The 26,912-nt window shown below is 72.3% G+C and carries 27 protein-coding genes; 20 read left to right on the top strand and 7 right to left on the bottom strand.

The window, feature by feature from the left end:
- Window positions 1-14: 14 nt before the first annotated feature.
- The 3 genes from IE242_RS33595 to IE242_RS33590 all read right to left on the bottom strand — a co-directional run bounded on the left by IE242_RS33595 (window position 15) and on the right by IE242_RS33590 (window position 3,680).
- On the bottom strand, window positions 15-2,426 hold the full coding sequence (locus IE242_RS33595; protein WP_189866203.1) for a Tex family protein: 2,412 nt from the start codon (window positions 2,424-2,426) through the stop codon (window positions 15-17).
- A 155-nt stretch (window positions 2,427-2,581) separates the two neighbouring features.
- Entirely contained in the window at window positions 2,582-2,707 is a 126-nt protein-coding gene (locus IE242_RS38725; RefSeq protein WP_268249524.1) for an LPFR motif small protein, read from the bottom strand.
- 106 nt (window positions 2,708-2,813) lie between these two features.
- Window positions 2,814-3,680 (bottom strand): SCO6745 family protein, encoded by an 867-nt coding sequence (locus tag IE242_RS33590; RefSeq protein ID WP_189866201.1) that lies wholly within the window; start codon window positions 3,678-3,680, stop codon window positions 2,814-2,816.
- Window positions 3,681-3,792: 112 nt separating this feature from the next.
- On the opposite strand from IE242_RS33590, the gene IE242_RS33585 reads away from it, so the two are divergent.
- Both IE242_RS33585 and IE242_RS33580 read left to right on the top strand, forming a co-directional pair.
- Window positions 3,793-4,764, top strand: a complete 972-nt coding sequence (locus IE242_RS33585) for a GlxA family transcriptional regulator (RefSeq protein ID WP_189866200.1) — start codon at window positions 3,793-3,795, stop codon at window positions 4,762-4,764.
- Between the two features lie 104 nt (window positions 4,765-4,868).
- Window positions 4,869-5,504 carry a DJ-1/PfpI family protein gene (locus IE242_RS33580; RefSeq protein ID WP_189866198.1) on the top strand — a complete coding sequence of 212 codons (636 nt, stop codon included), beginning with the start codon at window positions 4,869-4,871 and terminating at the stop codon, window positions 5,502-5,504.
- On the opposite strand, the gene IE242_RS33575 is transcribed toward IE242_RS33580, so the two are convergent.
- Complete coding sequence (locus IE242_RS33575) at window positions 5,491-6,240, bottom strand: enoyl-CoA hydratase/isomerase family protein (RefSeq protein ID WP_189866196.1); 750 nt, start codon at window positions 6,238-6,240, stop codon at window positions 5,491-5,493. The genes IE242_RS33580 and IE242_RS33575 overlap by 14 nt on opposite strands.
- Before the next feature lie 70 nt (window positions 6,241-6,310).
- On the opposite strand from IE242_RS33575, the gene IE242_RS33570 reads away from it, so the two are divergent.
- Window positions 6,311-6,961 carry an HdeD family acid-resistance protein gene (locus IE242_RS33570; RefSeq protein WP_189866194.1) on the top strand — a complete coding sequence of 217 codons (651 nt, stop codon included), beginning with the start codon at window positions 6,311-6,313 and terminating at the stop codon, window positions 6,959-6,961.
- 137 nt (window positions 6,962-7,098) lie between these two features.
- Complete coding sequence (locus tag IE242_RS33565; protein WP_373299652.1) at window positions 7,099-7,647, top strand: ATP-binding protein; 549 nt, start codon at window positions 7,099-7,101, stop codon at window positions 7,645-7,647.
- A 26-nt stretch (window positions 7,648-7,673) separates the two neighbouring features.
- Here IE242_RS33565 and idi read toward each other — a convergent pair whose 3' ends face one another.
- The 3 genes from idi to IE242_RS33550 all read right to left on the bottom strand — a co-directional run bounded on the left by idi (window position 7,674) and on the right by IE242_RS33550 (window position 9,931).
- Complete coding sequence (idi, locus tag IE242_RS33560; RefSeq protein ID WP_373299651.1) at window positions 7,674-8,300, bottom strand: isopentenyl-diphosphate Delta-isomerase; 627 nt, start codon at window positions 8,298-8,300, stop codon at window positions 7,674-7,676.
- 121 nt (window positions 8,301-8,421) lie between these two features.
- On the bottom strand, window positions 8,422-8,961 hold the full coding sequence (locus tag IE242_RS33555; RefSeq protein ID WP_373299650.1) for a GNAT family N-acetyltransferase: 540 nt from the start codon (window positions 8,959-8,961) through the stop codon (window positions 8,422-8,424).
- A gap of 31 nt (window positions 8,962-8,992) precedes the next feature.
- A complete protein-coding gene (locus IE242_RS33550) occupies window positions 8,993-9,931 on the bottom strand; it encodes a cation diffusion facilitator family transporter (protein WP_189866190.1) in 939 nt (312 codons plus the stop codon).
- A 782-nt stretch (window positions 9,932-10,713) separates the two neighbouring features.
- Here IE242_RS33550 and IE242_RS33545 point away from each other — a divergent pair.
- From IE242_RS33545 to IE242_RS33475, 16 genes are all read left to right on the top strand, one after another.
- Window positions 10,714-12,531 (top strand): DUF5941 domain-containing protein, encoded by a 1,818-nt coding sequence (locus IE242_RS33545; RefSeq protein WP_189866329.1) that lies wholly within the window; start codon window positions 10,714-10,716, stop codon window positions 12,529-12,531.
- Window positions 12,528-13,280 carry a phosphocholine cytidylyltransferase family protein gene (locus tag IE242_RS33540; protein WP_189866188.1) on the top strand — a complete coding sequence of 251 codons (753 nt, stop codon included), beginning with the start codon at window positions 12,528-12,530 and terminating at the stop codon, window positions 13,278-13,280. Before IE242_RS33545 ends, IE242_RS33540 begins: the two co-directional genes overlap by 4 nt.
- Complete coding sequence (locus IE242_RS33535; RefSeq protein ID WP_189866186.1) at window positions 13,268-14,329, top strand: iron-containing alcohol dehydrogenase family protein; 1,062 nt, start codon at window positions 13,268-13,270, stop codon at window positions 14,327-14,329. Before IE242_RS33540 ends, IE242_RS33535 begins: the two co-directional genes overlap by 13 nt.
- Complete coding sequence (locus IE242_RS33530; protein WP_189866184.1) at window positions 14,307-15,086, top strand: CDP-alcohol phosphatidyltransferase family protein; 780 nt, start codon at window positions 14,307-14,309, stop codon at window positions 15,084-15,086. Before IE242_RS33535 ends, IE242_RS33530 begins: the two co-directional genes overlap by 23 nt.
- A 17-nt stretch (window positions 15,087-15,103) precedes the next feature.
- On the top strand, window positions 15,104-15,976 hold the full coding sequence (locus IE242_RS33525) for a glycosyltransferase family 2 protein (protein WP_189866331.1): 873 nt from the start codon (window positions 15,104-15,106) through the stop codon (window positions 15,974-15,976).
- A 97-nt stretch (window positions 15,977-16,073) separates the two neighbouring features.
- Complete coding sequence (locus IE242_RS33520; RefSeq protein WP_189866183.1) at window positions 16,074-17,003, top strand: ABC transporter permease; 930 nt, start codon at window positions 16,074-16,076, stop codon at window positions 17,001-17,003.
- Window positions 16,996-17,772, top strand: a complete 777-nt coding sequence (locus tag IE242_RS33515; protein WP_189866181.1) for an ABC transporter ATP-binding protein — start codon at window positions 16,996-16,998, stop codon at window positions 17,770-17,772. Before IE242_RS33520 ends, IE242_RS33515 begins: the two co-directional genes overlap by 8 nt.
- Before the next feature lie 415 nt (window positions 17,773-18,187).
- Window positions 18,188-19,090 carry a squalene synthase HpnC gene (hpnC, locus tag IE242_RS33510; protein WP_189866179.1) on the top strand — a complete coding sequence of 301 codons (903 nt, stop codon included), beginning with the start codon at window positions 18,188-18,190 and terminating at the stop codon, window positions 19,088-19,090.
- On the top strand, window positions 19,087-20,037 hold the full coding sequence (gene hpnD / locus IE242_RS33505; protein WP_189866177.1) for a presqualene diphosphate synthase HpnD: 951 nt from the start codon (window positions 19,087-19,089) through the stop codon (window positions 20,035-20,037). Before hpnC ends, hpnD begins: the two co-directional genes overlap by 4 nt.
- On the top strand, window positions 20,037-20,192 hold the full coding sequence (locus IE242_RS39360) for a DUF6380 family protein (RefSeq protein WP_373299649.1): 156 nt from the start codon (window positions 20,037-20,039) through the stop codon (window positions 20,190-20,192). The genes hpnD and IE242_RS39360 overlap by 1 nt, the downstream gene beginning before the upstream one ends.
- A complete protein-coding gene (gene hpnE / locus IE242_RS33500) occupies window positions 20,189-21,688 on the top strand; it encodes a hydroxysqualene dehydroxylase HpnE (protein WP_189866176.1) in 1,500 nt (499 codons plus the stop codon). Before IE242_RS39360 ends, hpnE begins: the two co-directional genes overlap by 4 nt.
- Window positions 21,685-22,815, top strand: coding sequence for a polyprenyl synthetase family protein (locus IE242_RS33495; RefSeq protein WP_189866174.1), 1,131 nt, complete (start codon window positions 21,685-21,687; stop codon window positions 22,813-22,815). The genes hpnE and IE242_RS33495 overlap by 4 nt, the downstream gene beginning before the upstream one ends.
- A gap of 170 nt (window positions 22,816-22,985) precedes the next feature.
- Window positions 22,986-24,998 (top strand): squalene--hopene cyclase, encoded by a 2,013-nt coding sequence (shc, locus tag IE242_RS33490; RefSeq protein ID WP_189866172.1) that lies wholly within the window; start codon window positions 22,986-22,988, stop codon window positions 24,996-24,998.
- Between the two features lie 10 nt (window positions 24,999-25,008).
- The gene (locus IE242_RS33485; RefSeq protein WP_229859779.1) at window positions 25,009-25,656 is read left to right on the top strand and encodes a 5'-methylthioadenosine/S-adenosylhomocysteine nucleosidase family protein; all 648 of its coding nucleotides are present in this window, start codon (window positions 25,009-25,011) and stop codon (window positions 25,654-25,656) included.
- Between the two features lie 5 nt (window positions 25,657-25,661).
- Window positions 25,662-26,732, top strand: a complete 1,071-nt coding sequence (gene hpnH / locus IE242_RS33480; RefSeq protein WP_189866169.1) for an adenosyl-hopene transferase HpnH — start codon at window positions 25,662-25,664, stop codon at window positions 26,730-26,732.
- Window positions 26,733-26,736: 4 nt separating this feature from the next.
- Window positions 26,737-26,912 (top strand): flavodoxin-dependent (E)-4-hydroxy-3-methylbut-2-enyl-diphosphate synthase (locus IE242_RS33475; protein WP_189866167.1); only part of this gene is annotated, 176 nt, incomplete at its 3' end.

The following is a 26,912-nucleotide window of genomic DNA, read 5'->3' as shown; positions in this document are numbered from 1 at the left end:
GCCTCGACGGATCGTCAGCGCCGCCCCTTCTGCTGGTCGAGCAGCCCCGCGCGGCGCAGTGCGTCCGCCATCGCGCTGTTCGCGGGCGGCGGCGCCTGCCGCGATCCGCCCCCGCCCCCGCCGCCTCCGCGGCCTTGACGCTGCTGGGGCGCGCGACCGCCGCGCTGCGCACGGTCGCCCCCGCCGCGCCGGCCACGGTCGGGTCCGCCCGGACGGTCCTGCGGGGCCGCCTCGTCGTCCAGCCGCAGCGTCAGCGAGATCCGCTTGCGCGGGATGTCGACGTCCAGCACCTTCACCTTGACGATGTCGCCCGGCTTCACCACGTCCCGCGGATCCTTGACGAACGTCCGCGACATCGCGGAGACGTGCACCAGCCCGTCCTGGTGGACGCCGACGTCGACGAACGCGCCGAAGGCGGCCACGTTCGTGACGACGCCCTCCAGGAGCATCCCGGACGACAGGTCGGAGATCTTCTCGACGCCCTCCTTGAAGGTCGCCGTCTTGAAAGCCGGACGAGGGTCGCGCCCCGGCTTCTCCAGCTCCTTGAGGATGTCGCTCACCGTCGGCAGACCGAACGTCTCGTCCACGAACTCCTGGGGCCTCAGCGACCGCAGCACCGCCGTGTTGCCGATGAGCGCGGCCACCTCCTGGCCCGACGTCTTCACCATGCGGCGCACCACCGGGTACGCCTCCGGGTGCACGCTGGAGGCGTCCAGCGGGTCGGAGCCGCCCCGGATGCGCAGGAAGCCCGCGCACTGCTCGTACGCCTTGGGGCCGAGCCGCGGCACCTTCTTCAGCTCCGTACGGGACGTGAAGGGGCCGTTGGCGTCGCGGTGCGCCACGATGTTCTCCGCGAGCCCGGAGGTGATGCCGGAGACCCGGGCGAGCAGCGGCGCGGAGGCCGTGTTCACGTCCACGCCGACGCCGTTCACACAGTCCTCGACCACCGCGTCCAGGGACCGCGACAGCTTCACCTCGGACAGGTCGTGCTGGTACTGGCCGACACCGATCGACTTCGGGTCGATCTTCACCAGCTCGGCCAGCGGGTCCTGCAGCCGGCGGGCGATCGAGACGGCGCCGCGCAGCGACACGTCCATGCCGGGCAGCTCCTGCGAGGCGAACGCCGACGCCGAGTACACGGACGCGCCCGCCTCGGACACCATCACCTTGGTGAGCTTCAGCTCCGGGTGCTTGGTGATCAGTTCACCGGCGAGCTTGTCGGTCTCGCGGGACGCCGTGCCGTTGCCGATCGCGACCAGCTCGACCGCGTGCTCCTTCGCCAGGCGCGCGAGCTTGGCGATGGCCTCGTCCCACTTGTTGGCCGGGACGTGCGGGTGGATGACGTCGGTGGCGACGACCTTGCCGGTCGCGTCGACCACCGCCACCTTCACACCCGTACGGAACCCGGGGTCGAGGCCGAGCGTCGCGCGCGTGCCCGCGGGCGCGGCGAGCAGCAGGTCGCGCAGGTTGGCCGCGAACACGCCCACGGCCTCGTCCTCGGCGGCCGTACGCAGCCGGAGCCGGACGTCGATGCCCAGGTGCACGAGGATGCGGGTGCGCCAGGCCCAGCGGACGGTGTCCTTCAGCCACTTGTCGGCGGGGCGCCCCCGGTCGGCGATGCCGAAGCGGTGGGCCACGATCCCCTCGTACGACGACGGGCCGTCCGTGGGCTCCTCCGGCTCCAGGGTGAGGTCGAGGACCTCTTCCTTCTCGCCGCGCAGCATGGCCAGGATCCGGTGCGAGGGCAGCTCGGTGAAGGGCTCCGCGAAGTCGAAGTAGTCGGCGAACTTGGCGCCCGCCTCCTCCTTGCCCTCCCGCACCTTGGCGGCCAGCCGGCCGCGCACCCACATGCGTTCACGCAGCTCGCCGATCAGGTCGGCGTCCTCGGAGAACCGCTCGGTGAGGATGGCCCGGGCGCCGTCCAGCGCGGCCTGCGCGTCGGCGACGCCCTTGTCCGCGTCCACGAAGGCCGCGGCGGCGGCCGACGGGTCGACGGTCGGATCGCTGAGCAGCCCCTCGGCGAGCGGCTCCAGACCCGCCTCGCGCGCGATCTGTGCCTTGGTGCGCCGCTTCGGCTTGAACGGCAGGTAGATGTCCTCCAGACGCGCCTTCGTCTCGGCGCCCCGGATCTGCGCCTCGACCTCGGGCGTCAGCTTGCCCTGCTCGCGCACCGAGTCGAGGATCGCCGTGCGCCGGTCCTCCAGCTCCCGCAGATAGCGCAGCCGTTCCTCGATCGTGCGCAGCTGCGCGTCGTCGAGCATCTCGGTCGCTTCCTTGCGGTAGCGGGCGATGAAGGGCACCGTCGAACCGCCGTCCAGCAGCTCCACCGCGGCCTTCACCTGCCGCTCCCGTACGCCGAGCTCCTCGGCGATCCTGCCTTCGATGGATCCCACTGCGCTGGCCCCGATGGACCCGGGTGTCGTCACGATCCCGTACCGCCTTCTCCGCTTCAGGTTGCGCGGCAATTGTGGCAGGTGGCGCCGACAGAGGGGGATCAGGGCGCCTGGCGGGGCGCGGCGCCGCGTGCGGACGTGCGGGGAGCCGGACGCGCAGGCCGCGTCCGGCTCCCCAGGGGTATGTCTCAGGCGCGGCGTGCCGTGTTCGAGGCGCCGCCGAACAGCCGGGCCAGGGCCCGGAAGGGCAGCGTGACGACGGTGGCGATGGCCGACCCGATCTGTCGCAGCACATCTGCGATCGCGCGGAACACGTGTCTCCCCTTTCGTCTCCCGACCTCGCGACCGGGAGATGGACGGGTACCGCTCATGGCGCGATCCATACCTGCCGGCCTACCGGAAGCAACGGCCCCCGCCGCCTCAGCGCTTGCCGATCATTCCCTGGGGGAACGCGCCCGCCGCGGCGGCGATCGCCGCCAGCCCTCGCGCCAGCTCGGTGAGCCGCTCGACCCGGGTCGCGCCCAGGTGCTCGTACGGCGCGCGGTCCAGCCGGTCCGTCTCGTCCTCGATCTCCGCGCGCAGGGCGGTGCCCGCCTCCGTCAACTCGCCGTCGGCGTCGAGCAGTCCGCGCTCCCGGAGCCGTCCGGCCGCCGCGTCCCAGTCGTCCCGCGTCCAGCCGCGCGTTCGCTGTGCCCATGCGGGGGCCATGCCCTTGCCGGTCGCGGTGTGGCTCACCAGGGCCTCCACCGGGTCGAGTCCCGCGTCCAGCAGCACCGCGAGGTGCCCGTCGCCCCGGTGCTCGCGCAGCAGCGTGGCCGCGTGCCACAGCGCGAGGTGCGGCTCGTCGGGTACGGGCAGGTCGGCGTGGGCGGCATACAGGGGGCGTGCGGTCCGGACGCACGCCTCGGTCGCCCGCAGGGCGAGTTCCGCCGCCTCGGCGACCTCCTTGGAGGCGACGGCCTCCTCGCCGAGCAGCCGCCGCAGGGTGGCGTCCACGGCACGCGCGCGTGCGGCGAGCACGACGGACGGGGCGGCCGTCTCCCACACGGCGGGCACGTGCCGGGCCACCAGCTCGTGCCGGAAGTTGTAGAACGTGGCCGTCACCACGCCCGCGCCCACCGGGCCCATGGCGGCGGACCGTGCGGCGAAGTAGGCACCGTTCGGGTCGTCGATCCCGACGGCGGCCAGCTCCCGTCCGAGGTCCGGCGAGAAGTAGTGCGACGAGTGCAGGGGATTGAGGGCGTTGTGGCAGCGCCGCCCGGCGCGCTCCGGCAGGGATGTCGTCATGACCGCACGCTACCGACTGGTAGGTACGCCGGGAAGAGGTGATCCTGCCATGGCAGGAAAGGTGGGGAACTCGTCATTGTGGCCATGGCGCCGCCCGCACCACCATCGAGGCATGCGAACCGTCCTGGTCGTCCTCTTCGACGACGTGCAGAGCCTCGACGTCACCGGTCCGGTGGAGGTCTTCCACGGCGCGGAGACCGCCTCGCCGGGGACGTACGACATCCGCACCGCCACCCTGGACGGCGCCCCCGTGCGCACCTCCAGCGGCCTCACCCTCGTCCCCGACCTCGCCCTGCGCGACCTCGCCGGCGGGCCCGCGCCGCACACCCTCCTCGTCCCCGGCGGCCAGGGCACCCGCCGGCCCGCCCCGGAGCTCGTCGCCTGGCTGCGCGAGCACGGCCCGCGCGCGCGGAGGCTCGTCTCGGTCTGCACGGGCGCGATCCTGCTCGCCGAGGCGGGCCTCCTGGACGGCCGCCGGGCCACCACCCACTGGGCGTACTGCGACAAGCTGGCCCGCGACCACCCGGAGATCGAGGTCGACCCGGACCCCATCTACGTGCGCGACGGCCGCGTCTCGACCTCCGCCGGCGTCACCTCCGGCATCGACCTCGCCCTCGCCCTCGTCGAGGAGGACCTCGGCCGCGACACCGCGCTCACCATCGCCCGCCATCTGGTGGTCTTCCTGCGCCGTCCGGGCAACCAGGCCCAGTTCAGCGCCCAGCTCGCCGCGCAGACCGCCCAGCGGGATCCGCTGCGCGAGGTCCAGCAGTGGATCATCGAGCACCCCGAGGACGACCTGAGCATCGAGTCGCTCGCCGCCCGCGCCCGGCTGTCGCCCCGCCACTTCGCCCGCGCCTTCCAGGCGGAGACCGGGACCACGCCCGGACGGTACGTCGACCGGGTCCGCCTCGAACGCGCCCGCCGCCTGCTGGAGGACAGCGCCGACGGCGTCGAGGAGATCTCGCGCGCGTGCGGCTACGGCACCCCGGAGGCGATGCGCCGCGCCTTCGCGAAGGCCCTGGGCACCGCCCCGGCGGAGTACCGCCGCCGGTTCCGCCCCGTACCGGCCGACCGAACCCCCTGAAGCCGAAGCGCCCCTCGAAACCGAAGCAACTCACCGAAACCGAAGCGGCGCACAGAAACCCAGGCGCCGCACAGAAACCGAAGCAACCACTGAAGGAGCACCCTATGCAGATCGCCATCGTCCTGTTCGACCGCTTCACCGCCCTGGACGCCGTCGGCCCGTACGAGACCCTGGGCCGCCTCCCCGACGCCGAGACCGTCTTCGTGGCCGAGCAGGCCGGTCCTGTACGCAGCGACACCGGCGCCCTGGCGCTCACCGCCGACAGGACGCTCGCCGAGGTGCGGAGCCCGGACATCGTCGTCGTCCCGGGCGGCCCCGGCCAGTCGGCGCAGATGGAGAACGAGGCCCTCCTCGACTGGCTGCGCACCGCCGACGGGACGAGCACCTGGACGACCTCGGTGTGCACCGGCTCGCTGCTGCTCGCCGCCGCCGGACTGCTGGCGGGCCGTCGCGCCACCTCGCACTGGCTGGCCCTCGACTTCCTCAGGCGGTACGGCGTCGAGCCGACGGGGGAGCGGGTGGTGTTCGACGGCAAGTACGTCACCGCCGCCGGTGTCTCCTCCGGAATCGACATGGGGCTCACCCTGGTCGGCCGGATCGCGGGCGACGAACACGCGCAGGCCGTACAGCTGCTGACCGAGTACGATCCGCAGCCGCCCTACGACGCGGGCTCGCCGGAGAAGGCGTCCGCGCACCTCGTGGAGCAGTTCCGCGCCAAGAGCCGCTTCATCCTGACGTAGTCCAGGTGAAGCGCGGCTGTCTGCGCTCCAGGAACGCGGCGACGCCCTCCGCGGTGTCGCCGCTGCCGCGCGCCTGCTCGGCCCAGTACGCGTCCCGGCCGGTGTGCCCGTTCGCGAACTCCTTGGCCGCGGCCTGGGTCAGCTCCGAGCGCGACACCAGCACCCGGGCGAACTCCGCGACCCGCTCGTCCAGTCCTCCCGCCGGCAGCACCTCGTCCACCAGCCCGGTCCGCAGCGCCCGCTCCGTACCGATCAACTCGCCCGAGAACAAAAGGTACTTGGCGGTGGCCGGACCCACCAGCGCCACCAGCCGCCGGGTGGACGACGCCGGGTACACGATGCCGAGCTTCGCGGGCGTCACCCCGAACAGCGCGCCCTCCTCCGCGAACCGCAGATCACAGGCCGCCGCGAGCTGCGCCCCGCCGCCCACGCAGTGCCCCCGCACCGCCGCCAGCGTGGGCTTCGGGAACGCCGCGAGAGCCTCCTCGGCGAGCACCGCCAGCCCCTGGGCCTCCTCCGCCGAGCCCTGTAGCGTCGAGATGTCGGCTCCCGCACAGAACGTCCCGCCCTCACCGGTGAGCACCAGCACCCGTACGGCGGGGTCGGCAGCCAGACCGTCGAGCAGCGGCGGCAGCGCCCGCCACATCCCGGCGGTCATGGCGTTGCGCTTGGCCGGGTGGTGGACCACGACGGTGGCGACCCCGTCGGCGACGCCGTGCAGCAGCTGTGGCTCCATGCACGGGATGCTAGCCACCTCTCCCGACCATACGATCAAGGAGGGGGCCCGGACGCGAGGAGGCTTCCGCATGGTGGGCAGGAAGACGGCGGGCAGGCGGACGGCGGGCGGGAGGACGGCAGGGAGGAAGCCTGCTCGGGCCGAGGACGGGACCGACCGGCTCCGCCGCGGCTTCGGCTGGCTCGCCGCGCTCGGCGTGATCCTGGTGCTCGCGGGCCTCGTCGGGCTCGTCTACACCGGCGTCGCCACCCTGACCTCGATGCTCCTGTTCGGCTGGCTGCTGCTGATCGGCGGCGTCGTCGGCCTGCTGCACGCGCTCCAGGCGCGCGGCACCAGCTTCTTCTGGCTGGGCGCGGTGGTCGCCGCCCTGAACCTCGCGGCCGGTGTCGTCATCCTCAAGATGCCCCAGGTGGCCGCCGAGGCCCTCACCATGTTCGCCGCGCTGCTGTTCCTGACCGGCGGGGTGTTCCGGCTGGCGGGCAGCCTCGTGGTGCGCGGCCCGCAGTTCGGCTGGACGCTCCTCCAGGGTGCCTTCGGGCTGCTCCTCGGCATTCTGGTGCTGGTCTCCTGGCCGAGCAGCAGCCAGTACGTCATCGGTACGTTCTTCTCGCTCGCCCTGCTCTTCGACGGTCTCGGGCTGATCGCCACGGGCTACGGCGGGCGGCGCGTCGTCGGGATGGTCTCCGGGGCATCAGGGGACAAACACGTACAACCCGAATAGTTCCGAAGCCGACGCCTACCCGGCATGGCCGGTCGCTGCGCTGCCCGGGTCGATCAGCGGCGGTCGTAAGCCGTCGATACGTGCTGACTTGTGTTCAGTCACCGAGGCGACACCTGTGCGTTACCAACACTCGACGTGTGGTGACAATCGAGCGCAAGGGTGGCGACCGGACGATGGAGAACGAGGGGCGGGGGCCGGGCCCGCGCCCTGACCGCGGAGGCGGTCCTCCGCGCGAGGCGCGCAGACCGAAGGCATCGAGGCCGTACGAGGGAGTCTGGCGGTTCACCGCCCCGACCGTCGACTCCTCGGTGCCCCAGGCCCGGCACGCCGTCCGTGACCTGCTCGTCCGCCAGGGCGTCCCCGTCACGGAGGACCTGACCCAGGGACTGCTGCTGATCGTCTCCGAACTGGTGACCAATGCGGTCAAGCACGCGGCGCTGGTGTCACCGACGCTCGCCCTGGAGGTCGCCGTCGGCGCCGAGTGGGTGCGGATCTCGGTGGAGGACGACCACCCGTACCGTCCGACCGCCCTGGAGACGGATCCCGCCCGGACCGGAGGCCGGGGTCTGCTGCTGGTCCGGGAGGTCGCCAAGGAGGCGGGAGGGGTGTGCGACATGGAGCACACCGCGCGGGGCGGCAAGGTGATCTGGGCCGTCCTGCCGCTGCGCCCCGCACCGCTGCTGTAGACCTCCGGCCCGCGGTCGGCTCCGGTTCACCAGCCCGCGGACGGGCCTGTCAGCTCCCTGACCGCGGGACGGGCCGCGTCCAGCACCGTCATGAACCAGGACGAGAAGGTGTCCCGCGCATGCCGCTCCGCCAGCTCGGCGGGCGTGACGAAGGCCGTCGCCCCGACCTCCTCGGCGTCGGGCCGCAGCGGGGACTGCACCAGCCCCACGAAGAGATGGTTGAACTCCTGCTCCACCAGACCCGAGGCCGGGTCCGGGTGGTTGTAGCGGACCGTGCCCGCCTCGGCCAGCAGCGACGGGGAGACCCCCAGCTCCTCGTAGGTGCGCCGGGCCGCCGCCGCGAAGGGCGCCTCGCCCGGGTAGGGGTGGCCGCAGCAGGTGTTCGACCAGACGCCGGGGGAGTGGTACTTGCCGAGGGCCCGCTGCTGGAGCAGCAGCCGCCCGTGCTCGTCGAAGAGGAACACGGAGAACGCCCGGTGCAGCTGCCCCGGTGCCTGATGGGCGGCGAGCTTCTCCGCCGTGCCGATCGTGGTGCCGTCCTCGTCGACCAGTTCCAGCAGGATCGCTTCGGTGGTGCCTCCCCCAGAGCCTTGAGGGCCTGGGAGGTGCCCCCATGGTGAACTGTGCATCGCGGTGGCAGGTGTGATCGGCATAACCGTCCTTCGCCTCGTTCGTCGAGCCTCAAGTCTGCCGTACGAATCCGGCACTCCCGACACTTCACGGCGCGCCGTTCCAGGCCAGGCCACGCCGGGCGGGAAACGCGGCCGACGGGGATCACACGCCGAAGGCGGCCGGGTAAACGATCGTGCCCGGCGCCACGGACGGGGAGCCGTCCAGCACGAGCGCCATCATCGCCTCGTCCGGAACCTCGAACCCGGGCCGGATCCCGTACGCCGAGGCGGGCGCGAAGCCGAAGCGCGGGTAGTACTCGGGGTGCCCGAGCACCAGCACGAGCCGCTCCCCGCGCGCGCGTGCCTCCGCGAGCACCGCCCGTACGACGGCGGCTCCGGCGCCCTCGCGCTGCCGGTCGGGCCGCACCGCGACAGGGGCGAGCGCCAGTGCGGGCGCCTCGTCGACATGGCAGCGGGTGAGCAGCGCGTACGCCACGACGGATCCGTCCGGCGCCTCGGCCACGGACGCCAGATCCAGCCAGGCGCCGGCGTCCCCACGCAGCGCGTCCACCAGATCGGCCTCCTCGGCCCGCCCGAAGGCGGCGACGGTCAGCGCATGCACCTCGGCGCGGTCGCCGGCGGCCTCCGGGCGCGTGCGCCAGGAGGGGATCGGCTCGGACGGGGTGTCGGTCAAGACGTGCACCTTCGGGTTCGTGGCCGCGGTGCGGCCGGGCTCAGTGGCACAGCTTCGCCTCATGCTCCGCGTGGCCGCTCGGTTCCAGCTGGAACGTGCAGTGCTCGACGTCGAAGTGGTCGCCGAGGCAGCCCTGGAGCTCGTGCAGCATCTTCTCGTGGCCGATCGCGCTCAGGGTGTCGCTGCCGACGACCACGTGTGCGGACAGTACCGGCATCCCGGACGTGATGGTCCAGGCGTGCAGGTCGTGCACGTCCTCCACCCCGGGCAGCGCGAGTATGTGCGCACGCAGCTCGGCCATGTCGACGCCCTTGGGAGCCGACTCCAGCAGGACGTCGAGGGTCTCGCGCAGCAGCTTCACCGTACGCGGCACGATCATCAGGCCGATGACCAGCGAGGCGATCGGGTCGGCGGCCTGCCAGCCCGTCGTCAGCACGACCACCGCCGAGACCAGCACGGCCACGGAGCCCAGCGCGTCCGCCGCCACCTCCAGGAAGGCCCCCCGCACGTTCAGGCTCTCCTGCTGGCCACGCGCCAGCAGCGTGAGGGAGATCATGTTCGCCACCAGGCCGATCAGCGCGAACACGATCGTGAGGCCGCCCTCCGTCGCGGCCGGGGTGAGGAAGCGCTGGATCGCCTCGTACAGCACATAGCCGCCGACACCGAGGAGCAGCAGACAGTTGGCGAGCGCGGCGAGGATCTCGGCGCGCGCGTAGCCGAAGGTACGCCGCTCGTTCGCCGGACGGCCCGCGAAGTGGACCGCCAGCAGCGCCATGCCCAGGCCCAGGGCGTCCGTCGCCATGTGCGCCGCGTCCGCGATGAGCGCGAGCGAATCCGCGACGATGCCACCGACGATCTCGACCACCATGACGGTGAGCGTGATCGACAGTGCCACCCGCAGTCTGCCGCGGTACGCGGCCGTCGCCGTGCCCCCGGCCGGCGCGCCGTGCGCGTGCCCGTGATCGTGACCGGCCCCCATGGACTCCGCCCTTTCCGTCTCCGTCCTCCGGAGCACCCAGTGAACTACGGGTGGGGGGTATCCGGCAACGTGGTGGTGAACACCGTTGTCATCTGCTCTGACCTGCGAAAACGTCGCGTGGAGGTAAGCGAGGACAAGCCGCAGGTCAGAGCCTGCTCAGACGCCGCGGCGATCATTTCCCGGGTGCGGCCGCCGCTTAGCCCGGACCGGCCCGGCCATCTCGCGTACCCCGCGCCGGGCCGTCCATCCCGGCTCCCGGGCGGCGGGCCCGGTCGCGACCGCCGCGCGGCGCGTCCCCGGGGCGCGGCGCGGCCCGACGGGCGGCGACCGCCGGTCGCCCCACCGATCAGCTCGACCGGTTCACGAACGGGAACGCCCCTCCCCCGTGCGAGGGGCGGCGACCGCGCGCCTCGTGGACCCGTCGTGCGCGCCGCCGTGCGTGCGCCGTGCGCGAGGCCGGGCGTGCACCGTACGCGGGGTTGTGAACGCGCCGTACGCACATCGTGAACGCGCCGCACGCACGTCGTGAACGAGCCGCGCCGTGCTGCCGTGAATGCGCTGGTCTGCGAGGGCGGGTTTGTGGCACGGCCCCGGAATCCCCGATGATGATCGTGGCCGAGGTGGAGCAGAGCAGGTTGAGCGGATCCTGAACAGGCGGTGAACGCTCGCTTCTCATCATCCGATAGCCTCTGCCGACACGCCGCCCGGCCCCGCGGGCCACCCGGCGCCCCCCACCACGCGCACGGCCGGCGCAGCCGCCGGCACACAGGGAGTGAGTTCGTCTGTCGACCGCCATCCTCACCGGTCAGCCGGTACCCGGAGCGTCGCTGGAGGGCGAGCTGCGGGCACTCGGTTTCGACGTGCGGGTCGCCTCCGACGCCGGTGACGCCGAGACGCTGCTCGCCCGGATCCCCGGAGACCAGCGGGTCGCGCTCGTGGACGCCCGGTTCGTGGGCCACCTCCACGCGCTGCGCCTCGGGCTCACCGACCCCCGCTTTCCGGTCGCAGCGCTGCCCGGCGCCGTGACCGTCCAGCCCGCCGCCCGCCAGGCCCTGACCCGGGCCCTGGCCCGGACGGGCTCCCGCGCGTCCGGCGACGGCGGGTCCGGCGGGTCGGCCGTCGCCGTGGACGGCGTCGCCGCGGCCCTCGCCGCCGACGGGGTGCCCGTGCACCGGCCCGAGCTCGGCAGCCTGGTCGCCACCGTCCCGGCCGACCCGCAGGCCCGCAACGAGGCCCGCCAGGCCGTGGCCGCGGTCGACGACGAGGCCGTACGGCTGCGTACGGCGGTGAAGTCCCGCGACGGCTTCTTCACCACGTACTTCGTCAGCCCGTACTCGCGCTACATCGCCCGCTGGTGTGCGCGCCGCGGCCTCACCCCCAACCAGGTCACCACCGCGTCGCTGCTCACCGCCCTGATCGCGGCGGGGTGCGCGGCCACCGGCACCCGCGGCGGCTTCGTGGCGGCCGGTGCGCTCCTCATCGCCTCCTTCGTGCTGGACTGCACGGACGGTCAGCTCGCCCGCTACTCCCTGCAGTACTCGACGCTCGGCGCCTGGCTCGACGCCACCTTCGACCGGGCCAAGGAGTACGCCTACTACGCGGGTCTCGCGCTCGGCGCGGCCCGCGGCGGGGACGACGTGTGGGCGCTCGCACTGGGCGCGATGATCCTGCAGGCCTGCCGCCATGTCGTGGATTTCTCGTTCAACGAGGCGAACACCAGGGACCCTGCCGCCGCAGCCGACGCCAGTCCCGCCGCCGCCCTCTCCGGCAAGCTCGACCGCGTCGGCTGGACGGTCTGGCTGCGCCGCATGATCGTGCTGCCGATCGGTGAGCGCTGGGCGATGATCGCCGTCCTCACCGCGCTGACCACGCCGCGCATCACCTTCTACGCCCTGCTGATCGGCTGCGGGCTCGCCGGGCTGTACACCACGGCGGGCCGGGTGCTTCGGTCCCTGACGCGTAGAGCACAGCGGACGGAGCGGGCGGCCCGCGCGCTGGCGGACCTGGCCGACAGCGGGCCCCTGGCCGAGGTGCTCGCACGCCTGCTGCCCAGCGGGCCGCGTGTTCCGGCGCGGCTTCTGACCGTCGCCGGTGCCGCCGTGGTGGTGCTCGCGGCCTGGTTCGACGGGCCCGGCTGGTCGGTCGTGGTGTGCGCCGGCGTGTACGTCCTGGTGTCCGCGGACGTCATCCAGCACCCCCTGAAGGGCGCCCTGGACTGGCTGGTTCCGCCCCTCCTCCGCGCCGCCGAGTACCTCACCGTCCTGATCCTGGCGGCGAAAGCCGACGTGAACGGAGTGCTTCCGGCAGCTTTCGGGCTGGTGGCGGCCGTCGCCTACCATCACTACGACACGGTGTACCGCATCCGCGGCGACGCCGGCGCGCCGCCGCACTGGCTGGTGCGGGCGATCGGCGGACACGAAGGCAGGACGCTGCTGGTCACCGTTCTGGCCGCGCTGCTGACGGCCACAGGTTTCAAGGTCGCGCTCACGGTTCTGGCCGTGGCCGTGGCACTGGTGGTGCTCTTCGAGAGCATCCGCTTCTGGGTGACCGCCCACAGGCGCGGCGCACCCGCCGTACACGATGAAGGAGAACCCGCATGATCGGCCTCGTGCTGGCGGCCGGCGCCGGACGGCGTCTGCGCCCCTACACCGACACCCTGCCCAAGGCGCTGGTGCCGGTCGGACCCGAGGGTGACGAGGAGAGCCTCACCGTCCTGGACCTGACGCTCGGCAACTTCGCCGAGATCGGCCTGACCGAGGTCGCGATCATCGTGGGCTACCGCAAGGAGGCCGTGTACGAGCGCCGCGAGGCCCTGGAGCAGAAGTACGGCGTCAAGATCACCCTGATCGACAACGACAAGGCGGAGGAGTGGAACAACGCCTACTCCCTGTGGTGCGGCCGTGACGCCGTCAAGCACTCGGTGATCCTCGCCAACGGCGACACCGTGCACCCGGTCTCCGTCGAGAAGACGCTGCTCGCCGCCCGCGGCGACGGCAAGAGGATCATTCTCGCGATCGACACGGTGAAGTCCCTCGCCGACGAGGAGATGAAGGTCGTCGTCGACGCCGAGAAGGGCATGACGAAGATCACGAAGCTGATGGACCCGGCGGAGGCGTCCGGCGAGTACATCGGCGTCACCCTCATCGAGGGCGAGGCCGCCGACGAGCTGGCCGACGCCCTGAAGACCGTCTTCGAGACGGACCCCCAGCAGTTCTACGAGCACGGATACCAGGAGCTCGTCAACCGCGGCTTCAAGATCGACGTCGCGCCCATCGGCGACGTCAAGTGGGTCGAGATCGACAACCACGACGACCTCGCCAAGGGCCGGGAGATCGCGTGCCAGTACTGACGAGGCTCATCCCCTCGCCGATCGTCGTGGACATCCGCCCGGGTGCCCTCGACGATCTGGCGACGGTCCTCGCGGACCAGCGGATCTCGTCGTCCGGCAAGCTGGCCGTCGCCATCAGCGGCGGCTCCGGGGCGAAGCTCCGGGAACGGATCTGCCCGGCGCTGCCGGACGCCGACTGGTTCGAGGTCGGCGGCGGCACGCTGGACGACGCGGTCCAGCTGGCCGACGCGATGAAGCGCGGGCGCTACGACGCCGTCGTGGGCCTGGGCGGCGGCAAGATCATCGACTGCGCGAAGTTCGCCGCCGCCCGCGTCGGGCTGCCCCTGGTCGCGGTCGCCACGAACCTCTCGCACGACGGTCTGTGCTCGCCCGTCGCGACCCTCGACAACGACGCGGGCCGCGGCTCCTACGGCGTGCCCAACCCCATCGCGGTCGTCATCGACCTCGACGTCATCCGCGAGGCCCCGGTCCGTTTCGTGCGCTCCGGCATCGGCGACGCCCTGTCCAACATCTCCGCGGTCGCGGACTGGGAGCTCGCCGCCCGCGAGAAGGGCGAGGACATCGACGGTCTCGCGGCCGCCATGGCCCGGCAGGCCGGCGAGGCCGTGCTGCGCCACCCCGGCGGCGTCGGCGACGACGGCTTCCTCCAGGTGCTCGCCGAGGGCCTGGTCCTCACCGGTATCTCGATGTCGGTCGCGGGCGACTCCCGCCCCGCCTCCGGCGCCTGCCACGAGATCAACCACGCCTTCGACCTGCTCTTCCCCCGGCGCGCCGCTAGCCACGGCGAGCAGTGCGGCCTGGGCGCGGCCTTCGCGATGTACCTGCGCGGGGCGCACGAGGAGTCGGCCTACATGGCCGAGGTGCTGCACCGCCACGGGCTGCCCGTACTGCCGGAGGAGATCGGCTTCACCGTGGACGAGTTCGTCCAGGTTGTCGAATTCGCGCCGCAGACCCGGCCCGGCCGCTACACCATCCTCGAACATCTCGACCTGAACACCGACCAGATCAGGGACGCCTACGCCGACTATGCAAAAGCCATCGGTAGCTGAACTCCGCCCGGTCGTCCACCCCGCGGGGGTGAAGGACCGGCGGAGCGGCGAACACTGGGCCGGCCGGCTCTACATGCGCGAGATCTCGCTGCGCATCGACCGGCACCTGGTGAACACGAGGGTCACGCCCAACCAGCTGACCTATCTCATGACCCTCTTCGGCGTGCTCGCCGCCCCGGCCCTGCTGGTGCCGGGAATCTGGGGCGCCGTCCTCGGCGTGGTGGCGGTACAGCTGTACCTGCTCCTCGACTGCGTCGACGGCGAGATCGCCCGCTGGAAGAAGCAGTACTCGCTGGCCGGGGTGTACCTGGACCGGGTCGGCGCGTACCTGTGCGACGCCGCCGTGCTGGTCGGCTTCGGCCTGCGCGCCGCCGATCTGTGGGGCACCGGACGGATCGACTGGCTGTGGGCCTTCCTCGGTACGCTCGCCGCCCTCGGCGCCGTACTGATCAAGGCGGAGACCGATCTCGTCGGCGTCGCCCGGCACCAGACCGGGAAGCCGCCGGTGCAGGAGTCGGCGTCAGCGCCGCGCTCGTCCGGACTGGCGCTGGCCCGCCGGGCGGCCTCGGCGCTGCAGTTCCACCGTCTCGTCCTCGGGATCGAGGCGTCCCTGCTGATCCTGGTCCTCGCGATCGTGGACACGGCGCGGGGCGACCTGTTCTTCTCGCGGCTCGGGGTCGCCGTACTGGCCGGCATCGCGCTGCTCCAGACGGTGCTGCACCTCGTGTCCATCCTCGCGTCGAGCAGGCTGAAGTGAGTACCGCAAGGAAGCCGCTGAAGGTCGGCGCGGTCATCATCACCATGGGCAACCGCCCCGAGGAGCTGCGCGCCCTCCTGGACTCGGTCGCCAAGCAGGAGGGCGACCGGGTCCAGGTGGTCGTCGTCGGCAACGGCTCCCCGGTGCCCGAGGTGCCCGAAGGCGTCCGCACCGTGGAGCTGCCCGAGAACCTCGGCATCCCCGGCGGCCGCAACGTCGGCATAGAGGCGTTCGGCCCCGGCGGCTCGGACGTCGACATCCTTCTCTTCCTCGACGACGACGGCCTGCTCGCCCGCAACGACACGGCCGAGCTGTGCCGCGAGGCGTTCGCGGCCGACCCGGAGCTCGGAATCATCAGCTTCCGCATCGCGGACCCGGAGACCGGTGTGACCCAGCGCCGTCACGTCCCCCGGCTGCGGGCCTCCGACCCGATGCGCTCCTCGCGCGTGACCACCTTCCTCGGTGGCGCGAACGCGGTCCGTACGAAGGTCCTCGCGGAAGTCGGCGGACTCCCGGACGAATTCTTCTACGCCCACGAGGAAACCGACCTGGCATGGCGGGCTCTCGACGCGGGCTGGATGATCGACTACCGGGCCGACATGGTGCTGTACCACCCGACCACCGCGCCCTCGCGGCACGCGGTCTACCACCGCATGGTCGCGCGCAACCGCGTCTGGCTCGCGCGCCGCAACCTCCCCGTGCTCCTGGTCCCCGTGTACCTGGGCGTCTGGCTGCTCCTCACCCTGCTCCGCAAGCCGTCCGGGCCCGCCCTGAAGGCATGGCTCGGCGGTTTCAAGGAGGGCTGGACGAGCCCGTGCGGCCCCCGCAGGCCCATGCGGTGGCGTACGGTGTGGCGGCTGACACGACTGGGCCGACCTCCCGTCATCTGACAAGCTCGGTATCTGAGAGCATTCGGCCGTACCCGGTCCCAGGTTTTCCGCCTCGGTCCGACCAGGCTGCGCACATTGAGGACGAAAGTTTCCACTCGTGAGTGAGACAACGCATGACGGCGGCGTCGCGGTGAGCGACCGACCGTCGCCCGACGACGGGATGACCGCGGCCGAGCTGGCCGCCAAGTACGGGCTCTCGGTCAGCGGTGCCCGGCCCGGACTCGTCGAGTACGTCCGCCAGCTGTGGGGACGGCGCCACTTCATCCTCGCCTTCTCCCAGGCCAAGCTCACCGCCCAGTACAGCAAGGCCAAGCTCGGGCAGCTGTGGCAGGTGGCGACCCCGCTGCTGAACGCGCTGGTGTACTTCCTCATCTTCGGCCTGATCCTGAACGCGGACCGGGGAATGGGCCGCGAGATCTACATCCCCTTCCTGGTCACGGGCGTCTTCGTCTTTACCTTCACGCAGAGCTCGGTGATGGCGGGCGTCCGCGCGATCTCCGGCAACCTCGGCCTGGTGCGCGCGCTGCACTTCCCGCGTGCCTCGCTGCCCATCTCGTTCTCGCTGCAGCAGCTCCAGCAGCTGCTGTTCTCGATGATCGTGCTGTTCGCCGTCGCGATCGGGTTCGGCAGCTATCCGAGACTGTCGTGGCTGCTGATCGTGCCGGTGCTGGTGCTGCAGTTCTGCTTCAACACCGGCCTGGCGATGATCTTCGCCCGCCTGGGGTCCAAGACCCCCGACCTCGCGCAGCTGATGCCGTTCGTGATGCGCACGTGGATGTACGCGTCCGGCGTGATGTTCTCGATCCCGGTCATGCTGGCCGACCACCCGGGGTGGATCTCCGACGTCCTCCAGTGGAACCCGGCCGCGATCTACATGGACCTGATGCGCTTCGCGCTGATCGACGGATACGGCTCCGCCAACCTGCCCCCGCACGTGTGGGCGGTGGCCGGCGGCTGGGCGGCCGTGGTCGCCGTCGGCGGCTTCGTGTACTTCTGGAAGGCGGAGGAGAGGTACGGCCGTGGCTGAGGCACGCGTTCCGACCGTCATCGCGGACGAACTGCACATCGTCTACCGCGTCAACGGCGCCAGGACCGGCAAGGGCAGCGCCACCGCCGCCCTGAGCCGCATCCTCAAGCGAGGTTCCGACGACACGGCGCGCGGTGTGCGCAAGGTGCACGCCGTCAAGGGAGTCTCCTTCGTCGCCTACCGCGGCGAGGCCATCGGCCTGATCGGCTCCAACGGCTCTGGCAAGTCCACCCTGCTGCGCGCCATCGCCGGCCTGCTGCCCGCCGAGAGGGGCAAGGTCTACACCGACGGCCAGCCCTCCCTGCTCGGTGTGAACGCGGCCCTGATGAACGACCTCACGGGCGAGCGCAACGTCATATTGGGCGGTCTCGCGATGGGCATGTCCCGGGAGCAGATCAGGGAGCGCTACCAGGAGATCGTCGACTTCTCGGGCATCAACGAGAAGGGCGACTTCATCACGCTGCCGATGCGCACGTACTCCTCCGGCATGGCGGCGCGGCTGCGGTTCTCCATCGCGGCCGCCAAGGACCACGACGTCCTGATGATCGACGAGGCGCTGGCCACCGGTGACCGGGCGTTCCAGAAGCGCTCCGAGGCCCGGATCCGCGAGCTGCGCAAGCAGGCCGGCACGGTCTTCCTGGTCAGCCACAACAACAAGTCGATCCGCGACACCTGCGACCGCGTCCTGTGGCTGGAACGCGGCGAGCTGCGGATGGACGGGCCGACCGAAGAGGTCATGAAGGAGTACGAGAAGTTCACGGGCAAGTAGCGGCCCGTTCCGCCGCGCGCGTCCGTCCCGACCCCGCCGAGCACGCGTCCGGCGGGGTCGGCCGTACGAGGGCCCGGGGGCGCTGCGGGAGCCCGGCCCCGAGGAGGGTCGAGGAACGGCCAACTCCCGTATGAAGCCGACAAGTCGGGGTCGATCGGTGTGTTCTTGTGATGCGCGGGACACCCCGGGGGAGCGCGGCGCGCTGTACAACGTAAGCTGTACCGGTGCTGAATCGCGGCAAGTAGGTCCATAATGCGCGACACCCGGCATCCGTCACTCCGTGCCGGCAGCGGGCGGCGTGTCTGAAATAGGGTTAAATGCGTTGTCGGTGTAGAACGGGAGATGTGACGGCAATGGCTACGGAAACTCCCCACCTCCGCGACGCTCCTGCCGTCCCCGCGCCGGGTGGCGCGCGGTGACGAAAGCCGGAACGGCGTACCCGGGCGACCGGGAGCAGGGCACCCTCGCCAAGGCGGCCGCCGAGAACTTCCCCGTGGCCCCGTTCTTCCTGCCCAGGGCCTGGCGCGACGACCTCATGGCCGTCTACGGCTTCGCCCGGCTCGTCGACGACATCGGTGACGGCGACCTCGCCCCGGGCGGCGCCGACGCCCGGCTCCTCGGTGTGTCGTCCGCGGCGGCCGAGGACCGGCTGGTCCTGCTCGACGCCTTCGAGGCCGACCTGCGCAGGGTGTTCGACGGGACTCCGCGCCATCCGCTGCTGCGCCGGCTCCAGCCGACCGTGCGCCGCCGCTCCCTCACCCCCGAGCCGTTCCTCGGCCTGATCGCCGCGAACCGCCAGGACCAGCTCGTCACGCGCTATGAGACGTACGACGACCTCCTCGCCTACTGCGAGCTGTCCGCCAACCCCGTCGGCCGGCTCGTGCTCGGCATCACCGGCACCTCGACCCCCGAACGCGAGCGCCGTTCGGACGCCGTCTGCACGGCGCTGCAGATCGTCGAGCACCTCCAGGACGTGGCCGAGGACCTGGGCCGCGACCGGATCTATCTGCCCGCCGCCGACATGAAGCGCTTCCACGTCGAGGAGGCGGATCTCGCCGCCCCCACGGCGGGCGCGTCGGTGCGCGCGCTGGTCGCGTACGAGGCCCAACGCGCCCGTGACCTGCTGGATGAAGGAATCCCCCTCGTGGGTAGCGTGCACGGCAGGCTGCGGCTGCTCCTGGCGGGTTTCGTGGCGGGGGGCAGGGCGGCGGTCGACGCGATCGCCGCCGCCGCATACGACGTACTTCCCGGCCCGCCCAAGCCCGGCAAGCTCCGGCTGCTGCGTGAGGTGGGCCTGACTCTGCGAGAAGAGGGGTGATCCGGACCGTGGAGCCGGATGCACGCGTGTCCGCGCCGGTGCTCGCCGCATACAGCTACTGCGAGGCCGTCACCGGGCAGCAGGCCCGTAACTTCGCCTACGGCATCAGGCTGCTGCCGACCGCCAAGCGCCGCGCGATGTCGGCGGTGTACGCCTTCTCGCGGCGCGTCGACGACATCGGCGACGGCGCGCTCACGCCCGAGGTGAAGGCGGCCCGGCTGGAGGACACCCGCGCGCTGCTGACCCGGGTGCGCGACGGCGCCGTGGACGAGGACGACACCGACCCCGTGGCGGTCGCCCTCGCGCACGCGAGCGGGCAGTTCCCGATCCCGCTCGGCGGCCTCGACGAGCTCATCGACGGCGTCCTGATGGACGTGCGCGGCGAGACCTACGAGACCTGGGACGACCTCAAGCTGTACTGCCGTTGCGTGGCGGGCGCCATCGGGCGGGTCTCGCTCGGCGTGTTCGGTACCGAGCCGGGCGCACGCGGCGCCGAGCGCGCCGCCGAGTACGCCGACACCTTGGGGCTCGCGCTGCAGCTCACCAACATCCTCCGGGACCTGCGCGAGGACGCCGAGGGCGGGCGCACCTATCTGCCCGCCGACGACCTCGCCAAGTTCGGCTGCTCCGCCGGGTTCGCCGGGCCGGTGCCGCCGCGCGACTCCGACTTCATCGGGCTCGTCCACTTCGAGGTGCGCCGGGCCCGCGCCCTGTTCGCCGAGGGGTACCGGCTGCTGCCCCTGCTCGACCGGCGCAGCGGTGCCTGCGTCGCCGCCATGGCCGGCATCTACCGGCGCCTCCTCGACCGCATCGAGCGCGAGCCGGAGGCCGTGCTGCGCGGCCGGGTCTCGCTGCCCGGGCGCGAGAAGGCGTACGTCGCGGTGCGGGGGCTGTCCGGGCTGGACGCCCGCCATGTGTCGCGCCGGACCGTCAGGAGGCGCGCCTGATGGACAATCCGGTCCAAGGTGATTCCACCACCGGGGGAACTTCTGGGGGGAAACGGTACGCAACCCTCCGGCCGCGGGCCGCGTCCCTGACTCCGACGGCCTGGCGTGAACCGTTCAAGTGTCACCGTCCGGCCGCGGGGGAGGGCGCGCGATGACCGACGGCACACGAACCGGAGGAGGCACGTCCGCTGACGGGCGCACGGCCGTGGTGGTGGGCGGCGGACTCGCCGGGATCACCGCTGCGCTGTCACTGGCCGACGCCGGGGTGCGGGTCACGCTGCTGGAGGGGCGGCCGCGGCTCGGCGGACTCGCCTTCTCCTTCCGGCGCGGCGAACTGACCGTCGACAACGGGCAGCACGTCTACCTGCGCTGCTGCACCGCCTACCGCTGGTTCCTCGACCGGATCGACGGGGCCGCGCTCGCCCCGCTGCAGGACCGTCTCGACGTGCCCGTCCTCGACGCCGCCGCCCGGCCCGGGCGACGGCTCGGCCGGCTGCGGCGCGACGCGCTGCCCGTACCGCTGCACCTCGGGCGTTCCCTCGCGACCTATCCGCACCTCTCCCTCGCCGAGCGCGCCAACGCGGTCCGCGCCGCCCTGGCGCTCAAGGCGCTCGACCTCGCCGATCCCGCGCTGGACGAACGGGACTTCGGCAGCTGGCTGGCCGCGCACGGCCAGTCGGCGCGCGCCGTGGAGGCGCTCTGGGACCTGGTGGGAGTCGCCACCCTCAACGCGGTGGCACAGGACAGCTCCCTCGCGCTCGCCGCGATGGTGTTCAAGACCGGGCTGCTCTCCGACCCGGGCGCGGCCGACATCGGCTGGGCGCGCGTCCCGCTGGGCGATCTGCACGACGGGCTGGCCCGCAGGGCGCTCGACGCGGCGGGCGTCCGTACCGAGCTGCGCACCCGCGTCACCTCCGTCTCCCCGGCGGCGAACGGGCGGTGGACGGTCGAGGTCCCCGGAGAGCGCCTCGACGCGGACGCGGTCGTCCTCGCCGTACCGCAGCGCGAGACGCACGGCCTGCTGCCCGCGGGCGCGCTCGACGCCCCGGAGCGGCTCCTCGACATCGGTACCGCGCCCATCCTCGACATCCATGTCGTCTACGACCGGAAGGTGCTGGGCAAGCCGTTCTTCGCGGCGCTGGGCAGCCCGGTGCAGTGGGTGTTCGACCGGACCGAGGCGTCCGGGCTGCGCGAGGGCCAGTACCTGGCGCTGTCCCAGTCGGCCGCCCAGGACGAGATCGACACGCCCGTCGCCACCCTGCGCGAGCGGTACCTGCCGGAGCTCGAGCGGCTGCTGCCCGCCGTGCGCGGGGCCGGGGTGCGGGACTTCTTCGTGACCCGGGAGCGCACGGCGACGTTCGCTCCCGCGCCCGGCGTCGGACGGCTGCGGCCCGGCGCCCGTACCAAGGCCCCCGGCCTCTGTCTGGCCGGAGCGTGGACCGCCACGGGGTGGCCCGCGACCATGGAGAGTGCGGTCCGCAGCGGCATCAGCGCGGCGGACGCCGCGCTGGACGCCCTGGGCCGGCCCCGGGACCACCTCTTCGACTTCGGCGGCGAGGCGGCCGGCCGGGCCTTCCCGGGGGCCGACCCCCGGACCCCCGGCCGAGTACCCGAGGGAGCCGGCGTCCCCCTGCGAGGTGGACCCCGGTGACGGTCGTACGGCACGCGGCGGATACCCGCACCCCCCGCCCCGCAACAAGAGGAGAAACTGTGCCCACTGTGCCCCCGGCCCCGACGGCTGCCGACGCGGTGGACGTGACCGCGCTCCTGGAGCGCGGCCGGACCCTGTCCACACCGGTGCTGCGGACGGCCGTGGGCCGTCTGGCACCGCCCATGGACACCGTCGCCAGCTATCACTTCGGCTGGATCGACGCCGCGGGCAACCCCGCCGAGGGCGACGGCGGCAAGGCGGTGCGGCCCGCGCTCGCCGTGCTGTCCGCCGAGGTCACCGGGGCCGCGCCGGAGACCGGCATCCCCGGCGCGGTCGCGGTCGAACTGGTGCACAACTTCTCCCTGCTGCACGACGACCTGATGGACGGCGACGAACAGCGCCGCCACCGCGACACCGTGTGGAAGGTGCACGGCCCCGCCCAGGCCATCCTCGTCGGCGACGCCCTCATGGCGCTGGCCAACGAGCTGCTCCTGGAGCTCGGCACCGTCGAGGCCGGCCGCGCCACCCGCCGCCTCACCACCGCCACCCGCGCCCTCATCGACGGCCAGGCCCAGGACATCTCCTACGAGAACCGCGACCGCGTCAGCGTCGAGGAGTGCCTGGAGATGGAGGGCAACAAGACCGGAGCCCTGCTCGCCTGCGCCTCCTCCATCGGCGCGGTCCTCGGCGGCGCCGACGACGCCACGGCCGACGCGCTGGAGAGCTACGGCTACCACCTCGGCCTCGCCTTCCAGGCCGTGGACGACCTGCTGGGCATCTGGGGCGACCCGGTCTCCACCGGCAAGCAGACCTGGAGCGATCTGCGCCAGCGCAAGAAGTCCCTGCCGGTCGTGGCCGCGCTCGCGGCGGGCGGCCCGGCCTCCGCGAAGCTCGGCGAGATCCTCGCCGCCGACGCGCGGAGCAGCGACTTCGCGAGCTTCTCCGAGGAGGAGTTCGCCGCCCGCGCCGCCCTCATCGAACAGGCCGGCGGCCGGGAGTGGACCGCCGAGGAGGCGCGCCGCCAGCACCGGATCGCGCTCGACGCCCTGGACACCGTCTCCATGCCGGAGCGGGTGCGGGAGCAGTTCGTGGCACTCGCCGACTTCGTTGTCGTACGAAAGAGATGATCACCAACGCGAAAGAGCTGATCGTTATCGGTCGAATAAGCCTCGCGTAGTCGCCGGCCGGTGCCCCTCGACAAGTCTCGGCCTCGCCCGGGCAGGGGCTCCCACCGCACACCAGCACCGGCCGACGGCGGACCCACAAGCAGAGACAGCCACTGCACGAAGGGGAAGCCATGACAGCGACGACCGACGGAAGTGCCGGGGCCCTGCCGCCCCGCACCGCCTCGGCCAGCGACACCGACACCGACATCGACACCCCCGGGGCGGCAGGGGTCCCGGAGGCCGCCGTCCGCGCGATGCGGCGCGCCACCGACCTGCTGCTCGCCCGCCAGGACGCCCAGGGCTGGTGGAAGGGCGACCTGGAGACCAACGTCACCATGGACGCCGAGGACCTGCTGCTCCGCCAGTTCCTCGGCATCCGCGACGCGGAGACCACCCGCGCGGCCGCCCTGTTCATCCGCGGCGAGCAGCGCGCCGACGGCACCTGGACCACCTTCTACGGCGGACCCGGAGAGCTCTCCACCACCATCGAGGCGTACGTCGCGCTGCGCCTGGCCGGGGACGCCCCGGACGCGCCGCACATGGCGCGGGCCGCGCGGTGGATCCGCGACCAGGGGGGCATCGCGGCCTCGCGCGTGTTCACCCGGATCTGGCTGGCCCTGTTCGGCTGGTGGCGGTGGGAGGACCTGCCCGAACTCCCGCCGGAGATCATCTGGTTCCCCCAGTGGGTGCCCCTCAACATCTACGACTTCGGCTGCTGGGCACGGCAGACCATCGTGCCGCTCACCGTCGTCTCCGCGAAGCGGCCCGTGCGGCCCGCGCCCTTCCCGCTGACGGAGCTGCACACCGACCCCGGCGACCCCCGCCCGGCCCGGCCCCTCGCGGCGGTGACGAGCTGGGACGGGATCTTCCAGCGGCTCGACAAGGTCCTGCACGGCTACCACAGGGTGGCGTCGAAGCGGCTGCGCAGGGTCGCGATGAACACCGCGGCGCGCTGGATCGTGGAGCGGCAGGAGAACGACGGCTGCTGGGGCGGTATCCAGCCCCCGGCCGTCTACTCGCTCATCGCGCTGCACCTGCTCGGCTACGACCTGAAGCATCCCGTGATGCGCGCCGGTCTGGAATCCCTGGACCGGTTCGCGGTGTGGCGCGAGGACGGCGCCCGGATGATCGAGGCCTGTCAGTCGCCGGTGTGGGACACCTGCCTCGCCACCGTCGCGCTCGCCGACGCCGGAGTGCCCGCCGACCACCCGCAGCTGGTGCGGGCCGCGGACTGGATGCTCGGCGAGGAGGTCCTGCGGGCCGGCGACTGGGCGGTGCGCAGGCCCGGACTCGCCCCGGGCGGCTGGGCGTTCGAGTTCCACAACGACAACTACCCCGACGTCGACGACACCGCCGAGGTCGTCCTCGCCCTGCGCCGTGTCCGGCACCCCGACCCCGGGCGGGTGGACAGGGCCGTCGGGCGCGGGGTGCGCTGGACGCTCGGCATGCAGTCGAGGAACGGTGCCTGGGCCGCCTTCGACGTCGACAACACCAGCCCGTTCCCCAACCGGCTGCCGTTCTGCGACTTCGGCGAGGTGATAGACCCCCCGTCCGCCGACGTCACCGCGCACGTGGTGGAGATGCTCGCCGTCGAAGGGCGCGCACACGACCCGAGCACCCGGCGGGGCATCGAGTGGCTGCTGGCCGCACAGGAGCCGAACGGCTCGTGGTTCGGGCGCTGGGGCGTCAACTACGTCTACGGCACCGGGTCGGTGGTGCCCGCGCTGACCGTCGCCGGGCTGCCCGCCGCGCACCCCGCGATCCGGCGGGCCGTGGCCTGGCTGGAGACCGTGCAGAACGACGACGGCGGCTGGGGCGAGGACCTGCGCTCCTACGAGGACGTGGACGGGTGGAGCGGCAGGGGCGCCTCCACGGCCTCCCAGACGGCCTGGGCGCTGCTCGCGCTGCTGGCGGCGGGGGAGCGGGAGTCCAAGACCGTGGAGCGCGGGATCGAGTGGCTCGTGGGCACCCAGCGGGAGGACGGCTCCTGGGACGAGCCCTACTTCACCGGGACCGGCTTCCCCTGGGACTTCTCGATCAACTACCACCTCTACCGGCAGGTGTTCCCGCTGACCGCGCTCGGCCGGTATGTCCACGGCGAGCCGTTCGGCGACAGGACGGCCGCGCCGCAGCCGGGGAGCTGAGGTGGGCGGCGTGCCCGCCGAGGCCCCGCCCGGGGCTCCGCTGCTGATCGCCTGCGCGCTCGGCATCGAGCGCTTCGCCCTGCGCGGTGCCGGCCGCGGCGGCCCCGCGGGCCCGGTCACCGTGCTGCGCACCGGCATGGGTCCGCACGCCGCCGGGCGCTCGGTCACCCGGGCGCTCGGCGACCCGGCGCTGCGCGGCGCGGCCGTCCTCGCCACCGGGTTCTGCGCCGGGCTCGCCCCGGACATGCACCCCGGTGACCTGGTCGTCGCGGCCCGCACCCGTGGCCCGGACGGCACCGTCGTCCCGTGTGTGGGCACCGGCCTGCTGGCGGGGGAGCTGCGGCATGCCGTGCCGGGACGTACGGTCCACACGGGACTGCTCACCGGCTCCGACCACGTCGTACGCGGACACGAGCGGGCGGCACTGTTCAGAACCGGCGCGATCGCGGTCGACATGGAATCCGGTGCCACGCTCCAGTGCGCCGTGAGCGCGGGCGCACACCCCGTTGCGGCCGTCCGGGTGGTCGTGGACGCTCCAGAACATGAACTGGTCCGGATCGGCACGGTGCGCGGTGGAATATCGGCTTTCCGTGTCCTTCGTTCCCTTCTCCCCGCTTTTTTCGAATGGCACCGTTCCTTGCTGCTCCCCAGGAGGTGAGCCAGATGGCCATGCCACTCCGCCAGTCCCTCAAGGTGGCGACGTACCTCGCCGAACAGAAGCTCCGCGGACGGGACAAGTTCCCGCTCATCGTCGAACTGGAACCGCTCTTCGCGTGCAACCTGAAGTGCGAGGGCTGCGGCAAGATCCAGCACCCGGCGGGTGTGCTCAAGCAGCGCATGCCGGTCGCCCAGGCCGTGGGAGCCGTGCTGGAGTCGGGCGCGCCGATGGTGTCGATCGCCGGCGGTGAGCCCCTGATGCACCCTCAGATCGACGAGATCGTGCGACAGCTGGTGGCCAGGAGGAAATACGTCTTCCTGTGCACCAACGCGCTCCTTCTCCGTAAGAAGATGGACCGGTTCAGGCCCTCGCCGTACTTCGCCTTCGCCGTCCACATCGACGGGCTGCGTGAGCGGCACGACGAGTCCGTGGCGAAGGAGGGCGTCTTCGACGAGGCCGTGGAGGCCATCAAGGAGGCCAAGAAGCGCGGCTTCCGGGTCACCACCAATTCCACCTTCTTCAACACCGACACCCCGCAGACCGTCGTCGAGGTGCTCGACTACCTCAACGACGACCTCCAGGTCGACGAGATGATGATCTCCCCCGCCTACGCCTACGAGAAGGCGCCCGACCAGGAGCACTTCCTCGGCGTGGACCAGACCCGCGAACTGTTCCGGAAGGCCTTCGCGGGCGGCAACCGGCGCCGCTGGCGGCTCAACCACTCACCGCTGTTCCTCGACTTCCTGGAAGGAAAGATCGACTTCCCGTGCACGGCCTGGGCCATCCCCAACTACTCGCTCTTCGGCTGGCAGCGGCCCTGTTACCTGATGAGCGACGGCTATGTGCCGACGTACCGGGAGCTGATCGAGGAGACCGACTGGGACAGCTACGGCCGCGGCAAGGACCCGCGCTGCGCCAACTGCATGGCGCACTGCGGCTACGAGCCCACCGCCGTCCTGGCCACCATGGGATCCCTGAAGGAGTCCCTGCGCGCGATGCGCGAGACGGTCTCGCCCGGGAACCGGATCTCCGGCGAACGGGGCTCCGGCGAACGGGTCTCCGGAAACCAGGGGTGATGTCATGACGGCCGTCTCCCTGGGTGTCCCCGGCATGCCCGTCCGGCCGCTCGCGGAACGCCGCCTGTCGCGGCGGATCCAGGTCGGCCCGGTCGCCGTCGGTGGAGGCGCCCCTGTCTCGGTCCAGTCGATGACGACGACGCGTACGTCGGACATCGGCGCGACGCTGCAGCAGATCGC

The sequence above is a fragment of the Streptomyces poonensis genome, from assembly GCF_014650915.1.
Taxonomy (GTDB): Bacteria; Actinomycetota; Actinomycetes; order Streptomycetales; family Streptomycetaceae; genus Streptomyces; species Streptomyces poonensis.
Note: the sequence above shows the minus strand (reverse complement) of the source record. Positions and strands in the feature narration are given on the sequence as shown.

What these genes read in the sequence shown, in the direction of transcription:
- IE242_RS33540 (WP_189866188.1), top strand. Translation starts at nt 12,528, where the DNA reads ATGATCGGCCTCGTGCTGGCGGCCGGCGCCGGACGGCGTCTGCGCCCC.
- IE242_RS39360 (WP_373299649.1), top strand. Translation starts at nt 20,037, where the DNA reads ATGGACAATCCGGTCCAAGGTGATTCCACCACCGGGGGAACTTCTGGG.
- hpnH (WP_189866169.1), top strand. Translation starts at nt 25,662, where the DNA reads ATGGCCATGCCACTCCGCCAGTCCCTCAAGGTGGCGACGTACCTCGCC.
- IE242_RS33575 (WP_189866196.1), bottom strand. Translation starts at nt 6,240, where the DNA reads ATGGAGCCACAGCTGCTGCACGGCGTCGCCGACGGGGTCGCCACCGTC.
- shc (WP_189866172.1), top strand. Translation starts at nt 22,986, where the DNA reads ATGACAGCGACGACCGACGGAAGTGCCGGGGCCCTGCCGCCCCGCACC.
- IE242_RS33530 (WP_189866184.1), top strand. Translation starts at nt 14,307, where the DNA reads ATGCAAAAGCCATCGGTAGCTGAACTCCGCCCGGTCGTCCACCCCGCG.
- IE242_RS33580 (WP_189866198.1), top strand. Translation starts at nt 4,869, where the DNA reads ATGCAGATCGCCATCGTCCTGTTCGACCGCTTCACCGCCCTGGACGCC.
- hpnE (WP_189866176.1), top strand. Translation starts at nt 20,189, where the DNA reads ATGACCGACGGCACACGAACCGGAGGAGGCACGTCCGCTGACGGGCGC.
- IE242_RS33585 (WP_189866200.1), top strand. Translation starts at nt 3,793, where the DNA reads ATGCGAACCGTCCTGGTCGTCCTCTTCGACGACGTGCAGAGCCTCGAC.
- IE242_RS33570 (WP_189866194.1), top strand. Translation starts at nt 6,311, where the DNA reads ATGGTGGGCAGGAAGACGGCGGGCAGGCGGACGGCGGGCGGGAGGACG.
- IE242_RS33590 (WP_189866201.1), bottom strand. Translation starts at nt 3,680, where the DNA reads ATGACGACATCCCTGCCGGAGCGCGCCGGGCGGCGCTGCCACAACGCC.
- idi (WP_373299651.1), bottom strand. Translation starts at nt 8,300, where the DNA reads ATGCCGATCACACCTGCCACCGCGATGCACAGTTCACCATGGGGGCAC.
- IE242_RS33550 (WP_189866190.1), bottom strand. Translation starts at nt 9,931, where the DNA reads ATGGGGGCCGGTCACGATCACGGGCACGCGCACGGCGCGCCGGCCGGG.